Below are 19,674 nucleotides of genomic sequence, written 5' to 3' on the forward strand. Positions count from 1 at the left end.
TGTGGTGTGTGCTTTGAAAGATGTTTCTTTAAAAAAGCCCGTGAATGTGCAAACCAATGGCACTCTATTCTTCGTATATAAGCAGAGAAATTAAGCTAAACAAAGATTATTAAAAATATATTTGCATATGAAATGCCCTAAATTTACCTTATAAATTTTCCAGTATGAATTTGAGGAGGTATCACTTCAATATTCATTTTAGCGAACTTAATTGTCACAAAGTATTCAGAGCATAAAATAGCTCTGAACAGTTGAGTTTTACAGAAGAGATCTTCAATAAATACTATTTTATCTATTTGATTTCATGATTTAAAAAGATACATTAAGTGAAGATATGCTATAAATTTCAAGTGAATGAATAATAGAGAGAAAATTTTCAGTTGTAACAGATTTTTTGTAAATATCTGAGTTTATAGCTCAAAAATAAACTTCTATGGAATTAATAATTTAAATATTATGAAAAACGTGAAATAAATAACTTCACCAATTTGCTAGAAATAAAAAAACAGAAATAAAAAAAGGATAAAACTTATGAAATATATCAGCACGAGAGGTCAATCTCCTGCTTTAAACTTTACAGAAACCATCATGACAGGACTGGCAAGTGATGGTGGACTTTACCTTCCAGATAAATTTCCGCAACTATCATTTGATGCGTTACGCGCACTTCGTGGTCAGTCTTATACCACAATTGCTAAAACACTTCTGTGGCCTTTTGTGAATAATGAGATCGAGTATACAGCTTTTGAAAATATGGTTGCTGAATCTTATGCAACCTTTCACCATCCAGCAATCTGCCCGTTACGACAAACTGGAACAAATGAGTTTATCCTTGAACTCTTTCATGGGCCCACTTTAGCTTTTAAAGATGTTGCCATGCAGTTTCTTTCTCGATTGATGGATTATGTTTTAACTGAAAAAAACAGATGTGCAACAATTATTGCTGCAACATCGGGTGATACTGGAGGAGCTGCGATACAAGCTTTTGCTGGAAAAAAACACTCAGATATTTTTATTTTATTTCCTAAAGGACGTGTATCGCCGATTCAACAACGACAAATGACAACCAATAAAAATACCAATGTTCATGCCATTGCCATTGAAGGAAATTTTGACGATTGCCAAGCTCTGGTTAAAGCAATGTTTAACGATCATGATTTTCGTAAAAAAAGAGCGCTTTCAGGTGTTAATTCTATAAACTGGGCGCGTATCATAGCACAAATTGTTTACTATTTTTCATCTGCTCTTTCTTTAGGTGCTCCTGATAGAGCTGTTTCATTTACTGTTCCTACTGGAAATTTCGGTGATATTTTTGCAGGTTATGTCGCTGCTCGTATGGGACTACCCATTGCTCAACTGATTATAGCAACCAACGATAATGACATCCTCGCTCGGACATTGACCAGCGGTACTTACAAAACACAACCAATCGTCCATACCACATCACCTTCTATGGATATTCAAGTCTCTTCTAATTTTGAACGTTTACTTTTTGAAAGTAGCAATCGTGACCCAATGTGGATTCGCAATGCGATGGAAAACTTGAAAAAAACGGGATCATTTACTCTTGATGAAAAGCAACTCAAAAATATTCGTTCCCTCTTTTCGGCTGGAAAAAGTAACATAGCTGAAACAGCACAAACAATTGATCGTGTCTATAAAGAAAGTGGCTATCTTATTGATCCACATACAGCCGTCGCCCTTAAAGTAGCGCGCGAAAATAAAAAACCGCATATTCCCATGATCGTCCTTGCCACAGCTCATCCAGCTAAGTTTCCTGATACAATCAAAAGTGCTTGTGGACTTCATGCCCCATGGCCATCTCATCTCAATGATATCATGGAATGCGAAGAACACTTCATAAGCCTTGCTAATGATGAAAAAATAGTAAAAGATTATATTTCTTTAAAATCACGTGCATCTTATTAAAGTTAGCTGCATTAATTTAAATCAAGAATATTCTAATACCCTTAACAATGAGGTGTGTAGCTTGTTTAATGGAGTCGTAAATACATGGATGTAGATGTTAGTCGTCTTAGTAATGGTTTGACTATCGCCACACATACAATGCCACAGATTGAGAGTGTTGCACTTGGAATATGGGTTAAAGTAGGCTCACGCAATGAAACCTTCACACAGCATGGTATCGCCCATCTGCTTGAACATATGGCTTTTAAAGGAACCGAAAACCGTACTGCTTTTCAAATTGCAACCGATATTGAAGATGTTGGTGGTGAAATCAATGCCACAACCAGTATTGAAACAACAGCTTACTTTGCACGTGTCCTTAAAAGCGATATACCACTTGCTATCGACATTTTAGCCGATATTTTGATGCATTCAAAGTTTGACGAAGATGAACTAGAACGAGAAAAGCAAGTCATTTTTCAGGAAATTGGTGCCGCTCATGACACGCCTGATGACATTGTTTTTGATCATTTTACTGAAACAGCCTTTCGTCATCAATCCCTTGGTCGTTCTATTTTAGGAACAGCTAAAACTATTCAATCATTTACATCTGCCGATCTTCATGATTTCATCAATAAACAATATAGTGCAGATCGTATGATTGTCGTTGCAGCAGGAGCTGTAAAGCACGAAAGCTTTCTAAAAGAAGTTGAAAGTCGTCTTGGCACTTTTCGCTCTCATTCAACCGCCTCCCTTACTAATCTTGCAAATTATGTTGGTGGCGACTTTCGTGAATATCGCGATTTAATGGATACACAAGTTGTTTTAGGATTTGAAGGACGTGCTTATCACGCGCGTGATTTTTATGCGGCCCAAATTCTTTCCATCCTCCTTGGTGGGGGGATGTCCTCACGTCTTTTTCAAGAAATAAGAGAAAAACGTGGATTATGCTATTCTATTTATGCTTTCCATTGGGGGTTTTCAGATACTGGGCTTTTTGGTGTTCATGCCGCAACTGGACAAGAAGGTCTCAAAGAACTTCTGCCTGTGATTCTTGATGAACTTTCCAAGGCAAGCAACAACATTCATGCCAATGAACTCCAACGAGCACAAACGCAATATCGTTCTAATCTCATAATGTCACAAGAAAATCCTTCTAGTCAAGCACATCTCATTGCGCGCCAAATACTTCTTTACGGTCGCCCCATTCCAATCTCAGAAACAATTGAACGTCTCGATCTCATCACGCCTAAAAAGTTAACTGATTTAGCCCATCGTCTTTTTACAAGTTCCACACCAACACTCACAGCTGTAGGACCTGTAGGATCCCTCATGAATTTTGATGATTTAACATCAACTCTTTCACACAAGTTAAAGTAAAAAACTGCTTTTCTAAAGCCGCATCACAATAATATACACCAATATACACATACTTTATTTTTATCATAAAATTTACTACAAAGACTCTCCTCATTAAATAAGTTTTGGAAATATTGGACAAAGAGGTATACAAAACTATCCAATTCCTCCTTCATGTGATAGAGATCCTAATGAGTAAAAAGATATATCTGCGAAATTTAGCGATTCATGGTTTAACGTTGCCCTTTTAAAATATGAGATTCCATCCACTTCAAGTTTTATTGAAGCAAATGGGTATATGATCTATTTATAGATAAAATCATATAACTTTAAGAGAAAGTGATAACAATTTATTCTGTAAAATGATAAAAGGTGGATGTTTTTCTCAAAAATCTAAATGATATTAAACATCTTAAAATATTGAGAGTGGGACATTGTGAAGAGTTTGCGTAAAATAATTGACATCATTTTCATTATCGTCTTTAGTTCTCTTGTCCATCTTACATCAGCATATGCCATTGAGCCCGTTAAGATTTCTTCTCAGGATGCTGCTCTTGATCTCTCAAAAGCAATTGAAATTCATCATACAAACAACGCTATTTTTCAAACAAGTACAGCGCCAGGACCAGATGGTATTGTATGGCGTATTGAAGTGCAGGCAAAAAGTAAAAAATTTTCTGGAAACTGGGCAGTTTTTTCTCTTGCAAACCCAACAGATGAACAAGTCGATCGTCTCATCGTTGCCCCCCATTACCGCATGGCGCATTCTGGATTTTTTTGGCCAGACCTTGGATCAGAACGGATTCAATCTATAACACCAAGTGAAGGTTTTTCTCTTGATCGTCAACCTAGTGCAAGTTCTGATATCTTTCGTATTACCCTTAACCCTGGTGCTGTTGTTACATTTGTAGCCGAACTTAACTCTGCAAATTTACCGCAAATCTATTTGTGGAAGCCTGAAGCTTATAAGGATGCTATTAATTCTTATACGCTTTATCATGGTATTCTTCTTGGAATATCCGGTCTCTTAGCACTTTTGTTAACTGTTCTCTTCGTTGTCCGTGGGACAGGCCTATTTCCTGCAACAGCCGCTGTCGCTTGGGCCGTGCTTTTTTATATTGGGATTGACTTTAATTTTTTAAATAAATTTTTTTCCGTTACCCTCGCAACACAACCAATCTGGCGTGCTGGTACAGAGGTCGCACTTGCGGCAACACTCTTTATTTTTCTTTTTACCTACCTCAATCTTAATCGCTGGCATTATCACTTTAGTTATGGTGCTATTGCTTGGATCATTGCCTTTTGCAGTTTAGGAGCCTTTGCTATTTATGATCCGATCAGAGCAGCAGGAATTGCTCGTCTATCATTTGGCCTTACCGCAGTGCTTGGCATATTGCTAATCTTCTATTTTTCAATCCGAAATTATGACCGCGCCATTATGCTTATCCCAACATGGTTGCTTATTAGCTTTTGGTGTGTTGGAGCCTATGCCTGCATAGAAGGACATTTAAACAATGATATTATCCAGCCAGCATTGGCAGGAGGATTAGTTCTCATTGTTCTTCTCATTAGCTTTACTGTCCTGCAACAAACTTTTTCTAATGACGCTTTCCATGAAGGAATATTTTCCGACCTTGAACAACAAGTTCTCGCAGCAAAAGGAGCTGGAAATATTATTTGGGATTGGAATATTGAACGTGATCGTATTGTTGTTCATCCAAACATGACAACCCTTTTTTGGTACTGAAAGCCACAACCTCAATGGAACTATGCGCAACTGGATTTCAGCTTTGCACTACGATGATCGTGAGCGCTTTCAAGCCGTATTGGATATCATTCTTAAAAATAAAAAAAGGACGCATTGATCAAATTTTTCGGCTTTCTTCTGGTGGAGGTTATTATCATTGGTTTTCTCTTCGTGCACGTCCAGCTATGCAAAAAGATGGGAAAATCACGCGTGTCATTGGAACCATTGTCAACATTACAAACCATAAAAAATCTGAAGAACGCTTATTGCATGATGCAATCCACGACAGCTTAACCGGCCTTCCTAACCAACAAATTTTCTTTGATAGGCTACAAAATTATACCTCTTTGGCGAAAGCAAATATCAAAATTAGACCCACGGTTTTTATGATTGATTTTGACAATTTTCGTCAAATTAATCGTAAATTAGGCATAGCTGTTGGCGATACTGTACTCCTTATAATCGCCCGTCGTTTAAATCGCCTTATTAACTTTCAAGATACTTTATCGCGCCTTTCAGCAGACCGTTTTGCAATTATTTTACTCAGTGAAACTGAACCACAAAAAATTGCAGCATTTGCAGATCATTTGCACAAAACAATTTCAGCCCCTATTTCACTTTCAGAAAATAAAATAGTCCTTTCAACGTCTATCGGATTGGTTACATGGAGCGAAAGCCGATCGACAGCGAAAGATATTTTTAATGATAGTGAATTAGCGATGATTCGTGCAAAACAAATGGGTGGAAACCATATTGAACCTTTTCGTCCTAATTTTCGCACTTTGGGTCTCGAACATAATACGCTGGAAAAGGATGTCCACTATGCCATAAAACGCCATGAGATGAAAATCCTCTACCATCCTATTCTTAATTTATCAGACGGACATATTATTGGTTTTGAAACAATTTTAGAATGGCATCATCCAACTTATGGAAAATTAAATGTCTCTGATTTCATAAAGATCGTAGAAAACGAGAAAATCGTTATGGATTTGTCACAATTTATTATCGATAATGCTATTATCGATCTTATAAATGTACAAGAAAAATTTTCCCAACAGCCTTTCTTTATTTCAATTAATTTACCAAGCGCAGAAATGATTCATTCTCGTTTTATCAGTCAATTGCGTGCCGCTCTGCTTCGCAATCCGCTCCACAAAGGGCATTTGATGATTGAAATATCTGAATTTGTTTTAAGAAACAATCCTGAACAATCTGCACACTTTCTCGAACAAATTAAAGCACTTGGAATGAATCTCGCACTTGATAATTTTGGAACTGGTTATTCATCACTGACCTATCTTGTGCGTTATCCATTTGATATGGTTAAACTTGATCGTTCACTTATCTCAATTGACTCACTCAAAAAGAAACTTGTTCTTAAATCTATCATTAATATGGCAACAGATCTTAACTTGCAAATTATCGCAGAAGGTGTTGAAAATGAAAAAGAAGCGATCTTCCTCCGTCAAGAGGGTTGTAAATATGTTCAAAGCACACTTGTAACAAAACCTATTGCCATAGAAGAATTAATCACTCTCGTTCAAAGCCATTTCCCTTATAAGACAACATACTGATTTATAATGATAGTTTAGCATTATAAAACTTGAATGAAAATTCTGAATACCATACGATTTTCTTACTTCAAATCTCTCTCATGTTGAACCGTTCGCTTGGTTCATCACAAAGTGAGGAGAGCCGTGTGGCTCAAAAACTATTAAAAAAAAGAAGTAAAAATGCCTTTTTATGAATCGTCGAGAAATGCCAAGAGCTTGTCTGCAATATTTTAGGGCTAATAAAGTGTGTGATGGTGCTACCAGCTTATGGCTTCACAAGCATAAAATGAGGACTTAATGGTTTTACCATACCATTCACAAGCATGCCCCATCGCGAAATGGGTTTGGGCGTACTGAGAAATGTTTTAAAACATAAGGAGTAGAATAACGTGTACAGTTAAAAAGCTCAAAAAGCTCTACGCATGTCCCATTTCAGACGCAAGATAAGTTGGATCAATCCCCATGCGTGTTAAACTTTTATCATATTTGCAACTTAAATCACTTTCAAAAAGAAAACTAGGTGATGTCGAACTGATTAACCAACCGTTTGTAGAAATTTCTGCCTCAAGTTGCCCTGCTTTCCATCCGGCATAGCCTAATGCTACCAACGCATGCTGTGGACCTTGTTCACAACTGATCGCTTTTAATATATCAATTGTTGCAGTAAAGCAGACCTTATCTGCAATAAAAACAGTTTCTTCACAAACATAATCATCTGAATGAAGGACAAAACCACGCGAAGGATCAACAGGACCACCATAGCGAACTGGAAACTGTTTTATTGGTTCAGAAAGACATTTTTTTTGGCCACTATCTATGACGCCAAGATGAAGCAAAAGCTCTGGAAAATCAATATGATGCAATCGATTGAGAATAATGCCCATCGCACCGGCATCAGAATGCGCACAAATATAAATAACAGAACGAATAAAGCGTTTGTCATTGATCCCAGGCATTGCTATGAGTAATTGTCCGCCCCAAAAGCCATTACACTGCTTCATTAATCTGTTATTCTCCATAATTTATACGATAAAAGTTTGTTCATTTATTACAGTAGGAAAATAAAACTCCAATGAAAAAAAGTTACATATTTACAAATTTACAAAATATCTCAAATTTCTTTTATAAAAAGATTTTCGTTACTTTAAGCTTAACATTCATAATTTTAGAATTACTTAATATTTCTGTAAAGGCTCAAACAGAACAAAAATTCCAGCTTTTTCCAACCTCTTGGTATGAATCAGAGGGCGGTCGTATTCGATTGGCAATCACAGAACCTTCTCTTAGTGGAATGAGAGAGGGCTTTATTGAAATTGTGCTTACACCAGGATGGAAAACGTACTGGCGTAATCCAGGTAATTCAGGAATGGCACCCTTTTTTAATTTCAACCAACAGGTTTCTTATGAAATCTTTTATCCTACTCCACAACTTTTTGAAACAGAAAATGATTGGTCATTAGGCTATAAAGATAAAGTGATATTGCCCTTTAAGCTATCTTCTTCCAGCAAAAATTTAAGTGGTACTCTCACTCTTGGATTATGCCATGAAATCTGCCTTCCATTGACTGTTAACTTTGATTTTTCACCATCTGCTCTAAAAAACAACCCTCTTCCCGCTTCCTTGTTAAAAAATGCCCAAGATTCTTTGCCGCGCATGATGCACAATGCTTTAAAAATAAGTGCCGAAAAAAATAATAATACTCTCCTTATAAAAATACAAAATAACAACAAAACTAAGCCTTTTTCTCTCTTTTTAGATGGAGGAGAAATGCAAATTGGAGTCGCAAAAAAGATCAGTGATAACGCAGAATATACACTCTTTAGCGCTCCACTCTATTTCGTACCAGAGGAAACAGATCAAAAAATTTTTTATACAGTTTCTTTTAAAGATCATGCTTTAAGTGGAACATTTATATTCCATACACAATCATCCCCTCTTGCTATCCCATGATAAGAGAGAGAAAAAATTCTTAAAACAGCAACTACGTTGCGCCCCCCCCATTTTCGCGGTATTGAGTAATTGCTTTGCGAGCAAGAGCATCAGCGCGTTCATTGTCTGGATGTCCTGCGTGCCCTTTTATCCAGTGCCATCTGACTGTATGACAAGAACAAGCATCTTCAAGAGTCTGCCATAGTTCCATATTTTTCACAGGACTGTTTGATGCTGTGCGCCAATTATTCTTTTTCCAACCTTCAAGCCACTGAGATATACCGTTACGCACATAAACTGAATCTGTATAAAGATCGATTGAACAAGGCTCTTTAAGCGCTTTTAATGCACAAATTGCCGCCATGAGTTCCATTTGATTGTTTGTTGTGTGGGCCTTACCACCATAAAGCTCCCGTTCATGACCATTCCAGCGTAAAATTGCTCCCCAACCTCCGACTCCAGGGTTTCCTGAGCACGCACCATCTGTATAAATTTCAACGATTTTTTGTTGAGTTGCCATAAAATTTAAAAACCTAATTCACTGAGCGAATTTACATGACTGAAAAAACAAAGCTTATGCCAATATTCCCATGGATCTTTCCTAATAACAAAGCTATCAGGCGGTGTATAAAACCAATCATAAAGACGTGTGAGTAAAAAACGTAAAGATGCGCCACGAGCCAATAAAACAATCTTTTCCAATTCTAAAGGGATCAATGGTCTTATTTTTTGATAATTTTCTAATAACTTACGTGCTTTGGTAAGATTATAGGAATGATCAGGCTCAAAGCACCAAGCATTTAAACAAATCGCTAAATCATAAGAAAAAAAGTCATTACAAGCAAAATAGAAATCTATTATACCAGAAAGATGATGATTCACAAAAAAGACGTTATCATTAAATAAATCTGCATGGATAATACCTGTTGGTAAATTGAATGGCCAATTTTCTTGTAAAAAAGCCAATTCTAACTCAATTTTTTGTCCAAATTCTTTTAACAATGCATCTTGTGTGTTTTGGCAACGTTGCCACAATACTCGCCAATCCATAACAGAAAGCGTATTTTTACGACTGAGTGTAAAGTCCTGTCCTGCTAAATGCAATTGTGCTAATCCTCTACCGACTTCGCTGCAATGAACTATATCGGGCTGTCGGATCCACTCTCCTTCCAGAAAGGTAATAATAGCAGCAGGACGCCCTGCTAGTTCACTGATCATCATTCCATCATTTTGAATCACCGGTTGTGGACAAGAAATCCCACGCTGCCCTAAATGCTGCATCAAGCGACAAAAAAAGGTAAATCATCTTTTGAAATACGCTTTTCATAAAGTGTTAAAATAAACCGCCCTTGTGTTGTTTCCAGCATAAAGTTAGAATTTTCAATCCCCTCTTCTATCCCTTGATAAGACAAAAGTGATCCTATTGCATAGCGTGTTAAAAACGCTTTTAAATCGTTTGAGTGAATATTTGTATAAACGGCCATTATTCTGCTTTCGTTGTAGACATATCTGTGTTCTGATTTTCATGTTTTGCAGTATTTGCGCGACCATTCACAAATGCCATATCTTGGGATGTTAAAATGACGTCACGTAATTCTCGACTCACTAAAAATCTTTCCGTTTCCACCAGTGTCTCAGCTAATTCTATTGTTACCTCATAACGCGCACGAAATGCTGAGATAATTTCATCAATAATAATTTCAGGCGCCGAAGCCCCTGCTGAAAGACTAACAACAGAAACAGAAAGAGCTTTTAGTTTTTCAAAATTAATTTCATCAGCGCGCTGCACTAAAATGGCCTGCTGCGCACCAGATTTTTGGGCGACCTCTACCAAACGTCGTGAATTAGAAGAATTGGGTGCTCCAACAATCAAAAACAAATCACTCCCCTTTGCTGCTGCCTTAACCGCATCTTGTCGGTTTGTTGTAGCATAGCAAATTGACTCAGCTGCTGGAGCTACTAATGTAGGAAAACGTCGTTGTAATACATCCAAAATTCCTGCTGTATCTTCAACAGAAAGCGTTGTTTGGGTAACAAACCCTAATTTATCTGGATCATTGGGATGATAATGCAAAGCATCTTCTATCGTTTCAATGAGCGTCACAGCCCCTTCTTCAAGCTGTCCCATTGTTCCTATAACCTCGGGATGACCAGCATGACCAATCAATATAACATGACGACCGTGGCGTTGATGCCTTATTGCTTGTTTGTGAACTTTCGAGACCAACGGACATGTTGCATCGAGATAAAACAAATTATAGCGTCGTGCCTCTTCTGAGACAGATTTTGGGACACCATGGGCAGAAAAAACAACCGGTTGATTGCGATGTTCTTCTGGAATCTCATCAAGTTCTTCAACAAAAACAGCACCCCTTTGCTGTAATCCCTCAACTACATAGCGGTTATGTACAATTTCATGACGAACATATACGGGAGCACTGTATTTTTTTAATGCAAGGAGAACAATCTGGATAGCACGATCAACCCCTGCACAAAATCCACGCGGCCCACAAAGACGTATCGTTAAAGGGGGAAGTCCAGACATACACCATCCTTAATCTCTATAGCTTTAGTCTCATATTCAAACAACCTATCATTATACACGAATAAGTAATGTAAAAAAAATGCGCAATACCATCTTTTTCATAAGAACACACTCTATAGTGTTTTCTTGCAGCAAGGCTCTTTTAAAATTCGCTTTTTTTATTTTATTAGCCTAAAGGTCGATAAAATGCCAAACAAGGGATTCAATCAAAAGAACGCCAAAGAGAGCTGCCAAATAAAGTAATGAAAAGAAAAATGTTTTTTTGGCCATCAAAATAGTTTCATCATGTGTATCAGCTTTCAACAAACGATAAGCAAAATGAATAAAAATAATGCCTAAAATTGTCGAAAATATACCATAAAAAATTCCACCAAGACCTGTAAAGCAAGGCGCCACAGCGCAGAGCACCATCAAAATAGTATAAAATAAGATCTGTTTTTTTGTTGAGTATTCACCTCGTACATTAGGCATCATTGGGATACCCGCAGCCTCATAATCAAGAGATGAAAATAAAGAAAGTGCCCAAAAATGAGGAGGAGTCCACATAAAAATGATTAAAAATAATAAAAAGCTATCGAAACTCACTGTTCCAGTTGTTACAGCCCATCCAATCATTGGTGGGAAAGCCCCAGAAGCACCACCAATAACAATATTTTGTGGTGTAATACGCTTTAACCAAATTGTATAGATAACAACATAAAAGAAAATTGTAAATGCAAGAAAAAATGCCGCAAACCAATGAATAAAGCTCCCCATAACCAATACCGAAAGCAGAGACAAAACCATACCAAAAATAAATGCTCTCCGGGGGCTGATTTTACCCATAGGAATAGGACGCTTTTTGGTCCGTTCCATCACGGAATCAATGTCAGCATCATACCACATATTCAGTACTCCCGCACCACCGCCACCAGCAGCAATACATAAGATTGCCAAAAAACCATACCACGGATTGATGGGAACAGGAGATACCACTAAACCAACCAATGCTGTAAAGACCACGAGTGACATAACACGTGGCTTTAATAATGTGATATAATCAATGATACTGGATTTTGGTGGCGTTGATTTACCATTCGCAACCGATAACTCTTCTGAAACAGACATTCCACTCAAAACCCTTTTTCATTTCTGTCATTTACAAACAAATATTATTTGGCAAATATTATTTGGCAAACATTATCTAGCGTATGGTAATGACCAATTAAGATCCATCGTATTTTTGAGAAAATATGGCATACTGTTCTTGTACCCCTTAAAAATAGGGAGGAATATTTGCAACAAAAATACACTTTTTCAATTAACACGCTCTCTCTATATTACAAATGTATCATAAAAATGTATCCTACCTAGCATCATAAAGCCATGCTGAAAATTTATCTCCTATAAAATGCTCTTGTCTCTCATTTCTCTTTATTTTCTTGCATAGAAATGAATATATTTTGGTAAATACTGGTTTTGTGTTATAGTTTTTATGTGAAGAATTCATTTTTTTATGCAAATCTATGCATGATTGTGTGTGTGTTGAGTCGGATAGGATTTTCTGTGATATTTTATAAATTACTTAAAAAAACTTTTTTTATTGGTGCTGTTCTTCACATACTTTATGGTGCTTTGATCAGTCATGCTTTTGCACAAACATCCTATGCGCAAAATGTGCCTGCGCCACAAAACTATGGTGCATGGACAAAGGTTTGTGCTCTACCACCAGGGACACCTAATATGCAATGTGAAGCTGTACAAAACGTCCACACACAAGGGCGTCATGATATTACCTTGCGCATTACATTTTATAAACTTCCTCAAAAGCAAGGGACTTTAATGCGTGTTTTTGTTCCAAGTCGCGTTGAGTTACGTCCCGGTGTTGGAATTAAAATTGATGATAAAAATATGGGAAGAATGGAATATCGTCGTTGTCTTGGTGATAATTGTGTTGCTGAAGCTTTTCTTAAAGAAGACATACTGCAACTCTTTTTAAAAGGAAAAATGGCAACCTATTTTATCTTTACAACCCCTGAACAAGGAATTGGAGGTCTCGTTGATCTTCAAGGCCTGAATGAAGCCTATGCAGCCCTCCCTACATGAATGGAACCAAATGCATATTGGACGATTAAAATCTCAACGCATGTCTTAAGAGCTTCTTAAATTAGATCAATAAAAATCTTCTGAACCCTCAATAATAACAATAGGATAATTCTTATGAAATCGCTGATTGATCATTTTGATGTTGCTTCCTCTAAAATTCAGTCTCTGGTACAGGAAACGCTTCATCATGCTGATGATGGCGAGCTTTACCTCGAGTATAAAGAAAGCGAAGCTCTTTTATTTGATAATGGACAGCTTAAAAACGGCTCTTTCCATCAAGATATGGGGTTTGGTCTGCGTGTCGTTGCTGGAGAAGCGACTGGATATGCACATTCTAGTGAATTATCTGCTGCTGCACTCAAACGCGCTAGTGAAGCAGCTAAAGCTGTTACCTATAATAATCATGGAGGGCCTTATAGCATAGCTCCTCAACAAACAAATAAGAGACTTTATCAACCGCAGAATCCCCTTGATACGCCGTCTTTTGAAGAAAAAAGTGCTCTTTTGCAAAAAATTGATGCCTATTTACGGGCTAAAAATGATAAATTGCACCAAGTGACTGTTTCTCTTTCTGGTTCACTACAACATGTCGAGATTTTACGGGCAGATGGACATTTGATTCGTGATATTCGTCCCCTTGTACGGCTTTCTATATCTGTGGTTGCTGCTGAAGGCAATCGACGTGAAAATGGCTTTTATGGCTGTGGGGGGCGACAAGCATTTGACCAATTTATTCGTGAAGACAATTGGAAAAAAGCCGCAGATGAAGCCTTACGTATGGCTTTAACAAATTTAGAAGCAGAAGCAGCACCTGCTGGAACATTTGATGTTGTTTTAGCCAATGGATGGCCTGGCGTTATGCTCCATGAAGCCGTGGGGCATGGTTTAGAAGGTGACTTTAACCGCAAAAAAACATCTGCTTTTGCTGGACTTTTAGGACAACAAGTTGCAGCAAAAGGTGTTACAGTTGTGGATGATGGAACAATTCCGCAATGCCGTGGTTCACTTACTATCGATGATGAGGGGACCCCTTCAGGATATAACGTTCTCATTGAAGATGGAAAACTCGTTAGTTTTATGCAAGATCGGCTTAATGCACGGCTTATGGGGGGACAATCAACTGGAAATGGACGGCGTGAATCCTATGCACATGCCCCAATGCCACGAATGACCAATACAATTATGTTAGGAGGAGACAAAACACCGGAAGAAATCCTTTCTTCCCTAAAAAATGGTATTTATGCTGTTTCATTTGGTGGAGGACAAGTGGATATTACTTCTGGAAAATTTGTCTTTGAATGTACTGAAGCATACCGCGTAGAAAATGGTAAAATTTGTGCACCCATCAAAGGAGCAACTCTTATCGGAAATGGTCCGGATGCTATGAAACGTATCACAATGATTGGAAATGATAGTAAATTGGATAATGGTATTGGGATGTGCGGAAAAGCAGGGCAAAATGTTCCTGTTGGTGTTGGACAGCCTCATTTGCGAATCAATAATATGACAATCGGTGGAACTGCACTGATAAATGAATAAACTTGCTCATTTCTTCCAAAGGTTTTCTCCTTCTTAATCTATTAAGGCGGTTTGTAAGGGGGTGCATTTTTTATGCAACATATTATTTAATAAAGATCGTCTAGCGTTGTTTAACTTGAATGAAAACCTCGAACCGTAGAATTCTCTTATTTTAAATCTGTGTATATTGAAGCAATAAAAATCATTGGTTTATATGCTATAAGCGAAGAGAGCTGTGTGGCGTGAAACTGTATAAGAAAAACATACCTTTCATGAATTCTTCCACATGCCAAAGGCCGTCATGATATTGCAAGGTAGTAAATATAAAGGTGGTATCGACTTGTTTAGGCCCCCTCAGACATATCTTTTTCATAATATGTTCGTCTTTTGTGTGGCAACACATTGATTTATAATGATAAATCATTCTTTTTCAACTTGAATCATAGCTCCGAATATAGTAAGATTCTTTCATCACAAACCCTCTCATATCGTATCAATTAATATCACTTGCTTGCATGTCAAAAGCGGGGCTGGCGTGTGGGTAAAAACTATAGAAGAAAGGACTAAAAATGCCTCTTATGAACCGTCTTAATGCAAGATCTGTCGCAACATTGGGGGCTGGCAAATATAATGATGGTGCCGGCTTGTTACTCCATAAGCGTAAAGATGGTGGTGCTCAATGGCTTTATCGTTATACTATTCATGGGCGTCGTCGCGAAATGGGATTAGGCGCGTTGAGAAACGTCTCTTTAAAAAAAGCCCGTGAATTGGCAAACCAATGGCGTTCTGTTTTACATGAGGGTCGTGACCCTATTAAAGAACGTGAAAAACAAAAGCGTGAGGCAATAAGTAACCTCCATTATCTAAAAGACATTGCCTTAGATGCTTTTGAAAGTCGTAAAGCTGAATTAAAAGGAGATGGCAAGGCTGGGAACTGGTTTCTACCTTTACAACTTTATGTTCTCCCCAAATTAGGCTGTATTCCCATTTCAGAGATTACCCAAACAGAGATACGCAATGTACTTGCTCCCATATGGCATACAAAAGCTGCAACAGCAGAGAAAGCAATAAATCGTCTTAATCTTTGTCTCAAACACGCTGCTGCATTAGGATTGGATGTTGATTTACAAGCAACAATAAAAGCACGCGCTCTGTTAGGGAAGCAACGCCATAAAGCACAAAATTTACCTGCAATGGATTGGAAAGATGTGCCTGCCTTTTATCAGTCACTCTGCAAAACAACAACCATGACACAACTGGCTTTGCGTTTACTTATTTTGACTGGTGTTCGTACTCGCCCTTTGCGTTATATGCGTGAAGATCAGATTGATGGGGATATATGGACTATCCCTGCTGAAAGTATGAAAGGACGACGCGATGCTACAGAAGAATTTCGCGTTCCTTTATCATCAGAAGCACTAAAAGTGATTAAACAAGCACATCTGCTTTCTCGTAATGGTTTTCTTTTTTCTGCAACCGGTCGTGGTCCTCTTGCACAAAACAGCATGCTACAATACATGAAAAAAATTGGTCTGGAAGCTTGTCCCCATGGTTTTCGCTCTAGTTTACGCGATTGGCTCGCAGAAACAACCGATGCTCCTTATGAGGTCGCAGAAACCATTCTAGGTCATACGGTCGGGGGTAAAGTGGAACGTGCCTATCGTCGTACAGATTATTTAGAACAGCGTCGCATCTATATGGATAAATGGGCTTCTTATGTCACTGGTCAAAACAATAAAAGTTGTGGATAGCTCTATCTCTTTTTTCATATTTAATCCATAATGAATAGTATAATCACAAATTATGGCTTATTTTGAATAAAAAATCACAAGATATTGTTTTTTTGCTGGAAAAGTTTGCTACGAATTGCTATTTATATATAGCAAATTGATGCTGATTCGATCATTTAAATAGAGAGGGGATTCCGTGATTCCAAATGAACCACTTCTCACGGTACGTGAGAGTGCAAAAATACTTAATATAAGCGTTTCAACACTTTGGCGGCGGGTCGCTGATGGCTCGGTGCCAAAACCTTTAAAGATTGGTTCCTTAGCGCGTTGGTTAAAATCCGACCTTGACGACGTAATCGAAAAGGCAAAAAACCAACGCAGCAACGACGCCGCCTAAAGAAAACTTCGCCTTATAGGACAGACAAAGTATTTCGACTTTCACAAATCCTGAAATAACAGAATCTGTCCTGTAATGCAAGTAGCAGGAAGGGATTTTATGCATTTTACAAATGCTACAACAAGCAATGCTTATGCATTGCATACAACAGCTCGAAAAATTACTTGTGCATTACGTGGAGTTTGGCATGGACGTTATGGAACAGCCCGTTGCCCTGCTCATGATGATAGGCTGCCTAGTTTATCCATTACCAATGGACTTGATGGGCGTCTTTTACTCTATTGTTATGCCGGTTGCTCTTTTAGAGAGATCATACAAGCGCTTAGAAGAATTGGCTTGCTGGAGAAACAAGCCTTTGTTGATAAAACTTATGATCATACGCTTTCTTTCTCAAAACAGTTTTGTGCTGATTTCAAAAGAGCAAAACAGAAAGCAGAAAGAGCAAAAAAGATTTGGCAACAAAGTCAACCGATCAAAAATACTTTAGCAGAAACCTATTTACGCATGCGGGGGCCCACATGTGAATTGCCTGCTGATTTACGTTTTCACGATAAATGTCCACATCCATTAGGAATGACACTGCCCGCGTTGGTGGCTCTTGTTAAGGGGGCTGGCTCTTTTGCCATTCATAGGACCTTTTTAAAAGCCAATGGCTGCAAAACAGATCAGAAACCAGCCAAAGCCATGTTGGGTTCTGTCATGGGCGGTGCTGTGCATTTAAGTCAAGACAATCCCAAACATCTGGTTATTTGTGAAGGCATTGAAACGGGGCTGTCTCTGCTGTCTGGATTGTTATCAGAGCCCGTGAATGTATGGGCGTCTCTTTCTACCAATGGCATGATGCGTGTGAATTTACCCCCGATAAAAGGGCGTCTGACAATTGCAATGGATGGCGATGATGCGGGTCGTAAAGCAGGTTTTACCCTAGCAAATCGTGCTTATAGACAAGGCTTTGAGGTCTTTATGATGCAAGCCCCAAAAGGAATGGACTTTAATAACGTATTAGTTTCTAGAGAAAGGAAAATATGAAAAATAGTAATTTACAACACAATAATAAAACTGCTCCCGTTAATGATAACGATCATGCCTTTTTAAATGATAATACTTGTTTAAAAGCTATTCCTTATGAACAAGCCTTGCAACAAAACGGTTGGGGGGAATTACAGTCTATTGATAAAGCTCTTTTACCCGTCGAGCCTTTTAAAGTATATCTGCTCCCAACACCATTAATAGACTATGTTTATGACGTTTCTGATATGCAACAATCTTCTATCGACTTTGTTGCTATCTCTGCTTTATGCGGTTTGGCTGCTGTTATTGGAAATGGCGTGCGTATCGCTCCAAAACAATATGCCAATTGGGAAATTGTTCCTAATCTCTGGGGCGCCATTGTGGGGCAACCTTCAACCATGAAAACACCTACCATGGAAGCTGCTTTAGCCCCTCTCTATGCTTTTCAAGAGGAATGGCATCAAGAATGGATAAAGCAGAAAAAACAGCAAGAAACAAAAGATATTCTGATTGAATTAGACAAGAGAGAAAAGAAAAAACAAGCCTACAAAGCACTCAAAGATCAAGACGAGGAACACGCCCTTGCTCTTCTTTCTCAAGCTCTTGAACACAAAGAAAGTGACGATGATGACACGCTTAATAAACGACGTCTTATCGTCAATGATGTCACGGTCGAAAAGCTTGGGGAATTGTTAAAAGAAAACCCCCGTGGTCTGTTGTTGGTTCGTGATGAATTATCTGGTTTTTTAACCAATCTAGAAAGAAAGGAATATCAATCAGACCGTTCTTTCTATCTAACAGCTTTTAATGGCAATAAGCCATATACCTATGACCGTATCGAGCGTGGAACCATTCATATTCCTAATGCAACTCTTTCCGTTATTGGGGGCATTCAACCTTCACGAATTATTCCAGTCATTCAAGCAATGCACCGTGGAATAAACGATGATGGTTTATTGCAACGATTTCAAATGCTAGTTTTTCCCGATGAACGAAAAGAACGTGAATGGGTTGATAAACCTTTCAAGCAAAAGGCATGGGAAAATTATCAAGAAGTCTTTCGTTCTCTTTACGATAAACCTTTAGGATCACCAAAACACCCCATTACCATACGTTTTTCTGCCGAAGCCCAAGAGATGTTTCGTGAATGGTGGGAAAATTTTCAAAAAACAACCAAAGGGGAAAATTTCTCCGAAAGTTTACAAGCACATCTCTTGAAAATGGATAAAACCATACCAACCCTTGCGTTGATTTTTGAACTGTGCGAAGGGGGGCGTTTTGAAATCAATAGAAATGCTCTTGAGAGAGCTTTGTATTGGGAAAAATATCTGATAAGTCACGCAAAACGCCTTTATGCGGCGCATGATACATTAATAGCAGAGCGTGCAAAATTAATTGTTGAACGCTGTGATTATTTACCCGATGGTTTTACTTCACGTGATGTTTATAAACGTAATTGGAAATGTTTAAAGGACAATGGAACAGTTAAGCAAGCTTTAGAGCTTTTATGCTGTTGTAACTATATTCGTGAAATCTCTGGAGACAATAACTCTCAAGGCGGTCGACCTACCATACGCTATGAATGGAATCCTTTAATAAAAAGTCATAAAACAACACAATAGGCAATCTGGATATCTTATAAAACATTAAACCCTATAACCTTGTATTATCGAAGAGAGCCTTCAAAGCATTCCGCATCTATTGGTTTTGGGGGTTTTGGGTGTTCTTTTTACACCCCTTCTATATATTTTTTAAATCAAAAATAAAAGTTATTATATTTCAATATGTTAATGTTTTAAATAAACAACCTATATTAAACACAACACGTAAATACAATCTTTAATATATATTTAAGAGGGTTTTGTAGGGGTTTTGGGTGTTTTAAACA

The 19,674-nt window shown here is 37.9% G+C and carries 13 protein-coding genes and 2 pseudogenes; 10 read left to right on the forward strand and 5 right to left on the reverse strand.

Features of this window, described 5'->3' with window-relative positions:
- The first annotated feature begins 531 nt into the window (after positions 1-531).
- The 3 genes and pseudogenes from thrC to FNZ60_RS00125 all read left to right on the forward strand — a co-directional run bounded on the left by thrC (position 532) and on the right by FNZ60_RS00125 (position 6,591).
- Positions 532-1,929 (forward strand): threonine synthase, encoded by a 1,398-nt coding sequence (gene thrC, locus FNZ60_RS00115; RefSeq protein WP_142415754.1) that lies wholly within the window; start codon positions 532-534, stop codon positions 1,927-1,929.
- Between the two features lie 84 nt (positions 1,930-2,013).
- Positions 2,014-3,288: a M16 family metallopeptidase gene (locus tag FNZ60_RS00120; RefSeq protein ID WP_142415755.1), complete on the forward strand. Its 1,275-nt coding sequence runs from the start codon at positions 2,014-2,016 to the stop codon at positions 3,286-3,288.
- 415 nt (positions 3,289-3,703) lie between these two features.
- Positions 3,704-6,591 (forward strand): annotated as a pseudogene (locus FNZ60_RS00125) (EAL domain-containing protein).
- Positions 6,592-6,986: 395 nt separating this feature from the next.
- Here the strand turns inward: FNZ60_RS00125 and FNZ60_RS00130 are convergent.
- The gene (locus tag FNZ60_RS00130) at positions 6,987-7,571 is read right to left on the reverse strand and encodes a YqgE/AlgH family protein (protein ID WP_142415756.1); all 585 of its coding nucleotides are present in this window, start codon (positions 7,569-7,571) and stop codon (positions 6,987-6,989) included.
- A gap of 71 nt (positions 7,572-7,642) precedes the next feature.
- Between FNZ60_RS00130 and FNZ60_RS00135 the strand changes: the two genes are divergently transcribed.
- Positions 7,643-8,521, forward strand: a complete 879-nt coding sequence (locus FNZ60_RS00135) for a protein-disulfide reductase DsbD domain-containing protein (RefSeq protein ID WP_142415757.1) — start codon at positions 7,643-7,645, stop codon at positions 8,519-8,521.
- Positions 8,522-8,552: 31 nt separating this feature from the next.
- Here FNZ60_RS00135 and rnhA read toward each other — a convergent pair whose 3' ends face one another.
- The 4 genes and pseudogenes from rnhA to FNZ60_RS00155 all read right to left on the reverse strand — a co-directional run bounded on the left by rnhA (position 8,553) and on the right by FNZ60_RS00155 (position 12,152).
- Entirely contained in the window at positions 8,553-9,020 is a 468-nt protein-coding gene (gene rnhA / locus FNZ60_RS00140; protein WP_142415758.1) for a ribonuclease HI, read from the reverse strand.
- Positions 9,021-9,025: 5 nt separating this feature from the next.
- Positions 9,026-9,984, reverse strand: a pseudogene (locus tag FNZ60_RS00145) (homoserine kinase).
- Positions 9,984-11,045 (reverse strand): 4-hydroxy-3-methylbut-2-enyl diphosphate reductase, encoded by a 1,062-nt coding sequence (gene ispH / locus FNZ60_RS00150; protein WP_142415759.1) that lies wholly within the window; start codon positions 11,043-11,045, stop codon positions 9,984-9,986. The pseudogene FNZ60_RS00145 and the gene ispH overlap by 1 nt, the downstream one beginning before the upstream one ends.
- A 171-nt stretch (positions 11,046-11,216) precedes the next feature.
- A complete protein-coding gene (locus FNZ60_RS00155; RefSeq protein WP_142415760.1) occupies positions 11,217-12,152 on the reverse strand; it encodes a heme o synthase in 936 nt (311 codons plus the stop codon).
- A 438-nt stretch (positions 12,153-12,590) separates the two neighbouring features.
- Between FNZ60_RS00155 and FNZ60_RS00160 the strand changes: the two genes are divergently transcribed.
- The 6 genes from FNZ60_RS00160 (at position 12,591) to FNZ60_RS00185 (ending at position 19,408) form a co-directional block, all read left to right on the forward strand.
- Entirely contained in the window at positions 12,591-13,130 is a 540-nt protein-coding gene (locus FNZ60_RS00160) for an invasion associated locus B family protein (RefSeq protein WP_142415761.1), read from the forward strand.
- A 114-nt stretch (positions 13,131-13,244) separates the two neighbouring features.
- Positions 13,245-14,669, forward strand: a complete 1,425-nt coding sequence (gene tldD / locus FNZ60_RS00165; protein WP_142415762.1) for a metalloprotease TldD — start codon at positions 13,245-13,247, stop codon at positions 14,667-14,669.
- 548 nt (positions 14,670-15,217) lie between these two features.
- Entirely contained in the window at positions 15,218-16,399 is a 1,182-nt protein-coding gene (locus FNZ60_RS00170) for a tyrosine-type recombinase/integrase (protein ID WP_142415763.1), read from the forward strand.
- A gap of 175 nt (positions 16,400-16,574) precedes the next feature.
- The gene (locus tag FNZ60_RS00175) at positions 16,575-16,775 is read left to right on the forward strand and encodes a helix-turn-helix transcriptional regulator (protein WP_142415764.1); all 201 of its coding nucleotides are present in this window, start codon (positions 16,575-16,577) and stop codon (positions 16,773-16,775) included.
- 99 nt (positions 16,776-16,874) lie between these two features.
- Entirely contained in the window at positions 16,875-17,804 is a 930-nt protein-coding gene (locus tag FNZ60_RS00180; protein WP_142415765.1) for a DUF7146 domain-containing protein, read from the forward strand.
- Positions 17,801-19,408 (forward strand): YfjI family protein, encoded by a 1,608-nt coding sequence (locus FNZ60_RS00185; RefSeq protein ID WP_142415766.1) that lies wholly within the window; start codon positions 17,801-17,803, stop codon positions 19,406-19,408. The genes FNZ60_RS00180 and FNZ60_RS00185 overlap by 4 nt, the downstream gene beginning before the upstream one ends.
- Positions 19,409-19,674: the final 266 nt, after the last annotated feature.

Source organism: Bartonella massiliensis, assembly GCF_902150025.1.
Lineage (GTDB): Bacteria > Pseudomonadota > Alphaproteobacteria > Rhizobiales > Rhizobiaceae > Bartonella > Bartonella massiliensis.

What these genes read in the sequence shown, in the direction of transcription:
- thrC (WP_142415754.1), top strand. Translation starts at nt 532, where the DNA reads ATGAAATATATCAGCACGAGAGGTCAATCTCCTGCTTTAAACTTTACA.
- FNZ60_RS00120 (WP_142415755.1), top strand. Translation starts at nt 2,014, where the DNA reads ATGGATGTAGATGTTAGTCGTCTTAGTAATGGTTTGACTATCGCCACA.
- FNZ60_RS00130 (WP_142415756.1), bottom strand. Translation starts at nt 7,571, where the DNA reads ATGAAGCAGTGTAATGGCTTTTGGGGCGGACAATTACTCATAGCAATG.
- FNZ60_RS00135 (WP_142415757.1), top strand. Translation starts at nt 7,643, where the DNA reads ATGAAAAAAAGTTACATATTTACAAATTTACAAAATATCTCAAATTTC.
- rnhA (WP_142415758.1), bottom strand. Translation starts at nt 9,020, where the DNA reads ATGGCAACTCAACAAAAAATCGTTGAAATTTATACAGATGGTGCGTGC.
- ispH (WP_142415759.1), bottom strand. Translation starts at nt 11,045, where the DNA reads ATGTCTGGACTTCCCCCTTTAACGATACGTCTTTGTGGGCCGCGTGGA.
- FNZ60_RS00155 (WP_142415760.1), bottom strand. Translation starts at nt 12,152, where the DNA reads ATGTCTGTTTCAGAAGAGTTATCGGTTGCGAATGGTAAATCAACGCCA.
- tldD (WP_142415762.1), top strand. Translation starts at nt 13,245, where the DNA reads ATGAAATCGCTGATTGATCATTTTGATGTTGCTTCCTCTAAAATTCAG.
- FNZ60_RS00170 (WP_142415763.1), top strand. Translation starts at nt 15,218, where the DNA reads ATGCCTCTTATGAACCGTCTTAATGCAAGATCTGTCGCAACATTGGGG.
- FNZ60_RS00180 (WP_142415765.1), top strand. Translation starts at nt 16,875, where the DNA reads ATGCATTTTACAAATGCTACAACAAGCAATGCTTATGCATTGCATACA.
- FNZ60_RS00185 (WP_142415766.1), top strand. Translation starts at nt 17,801, where the DNA reads ATGAAAAATAGTAATTTACAACACAATAATAAAACTGCTCCCGTTAAT.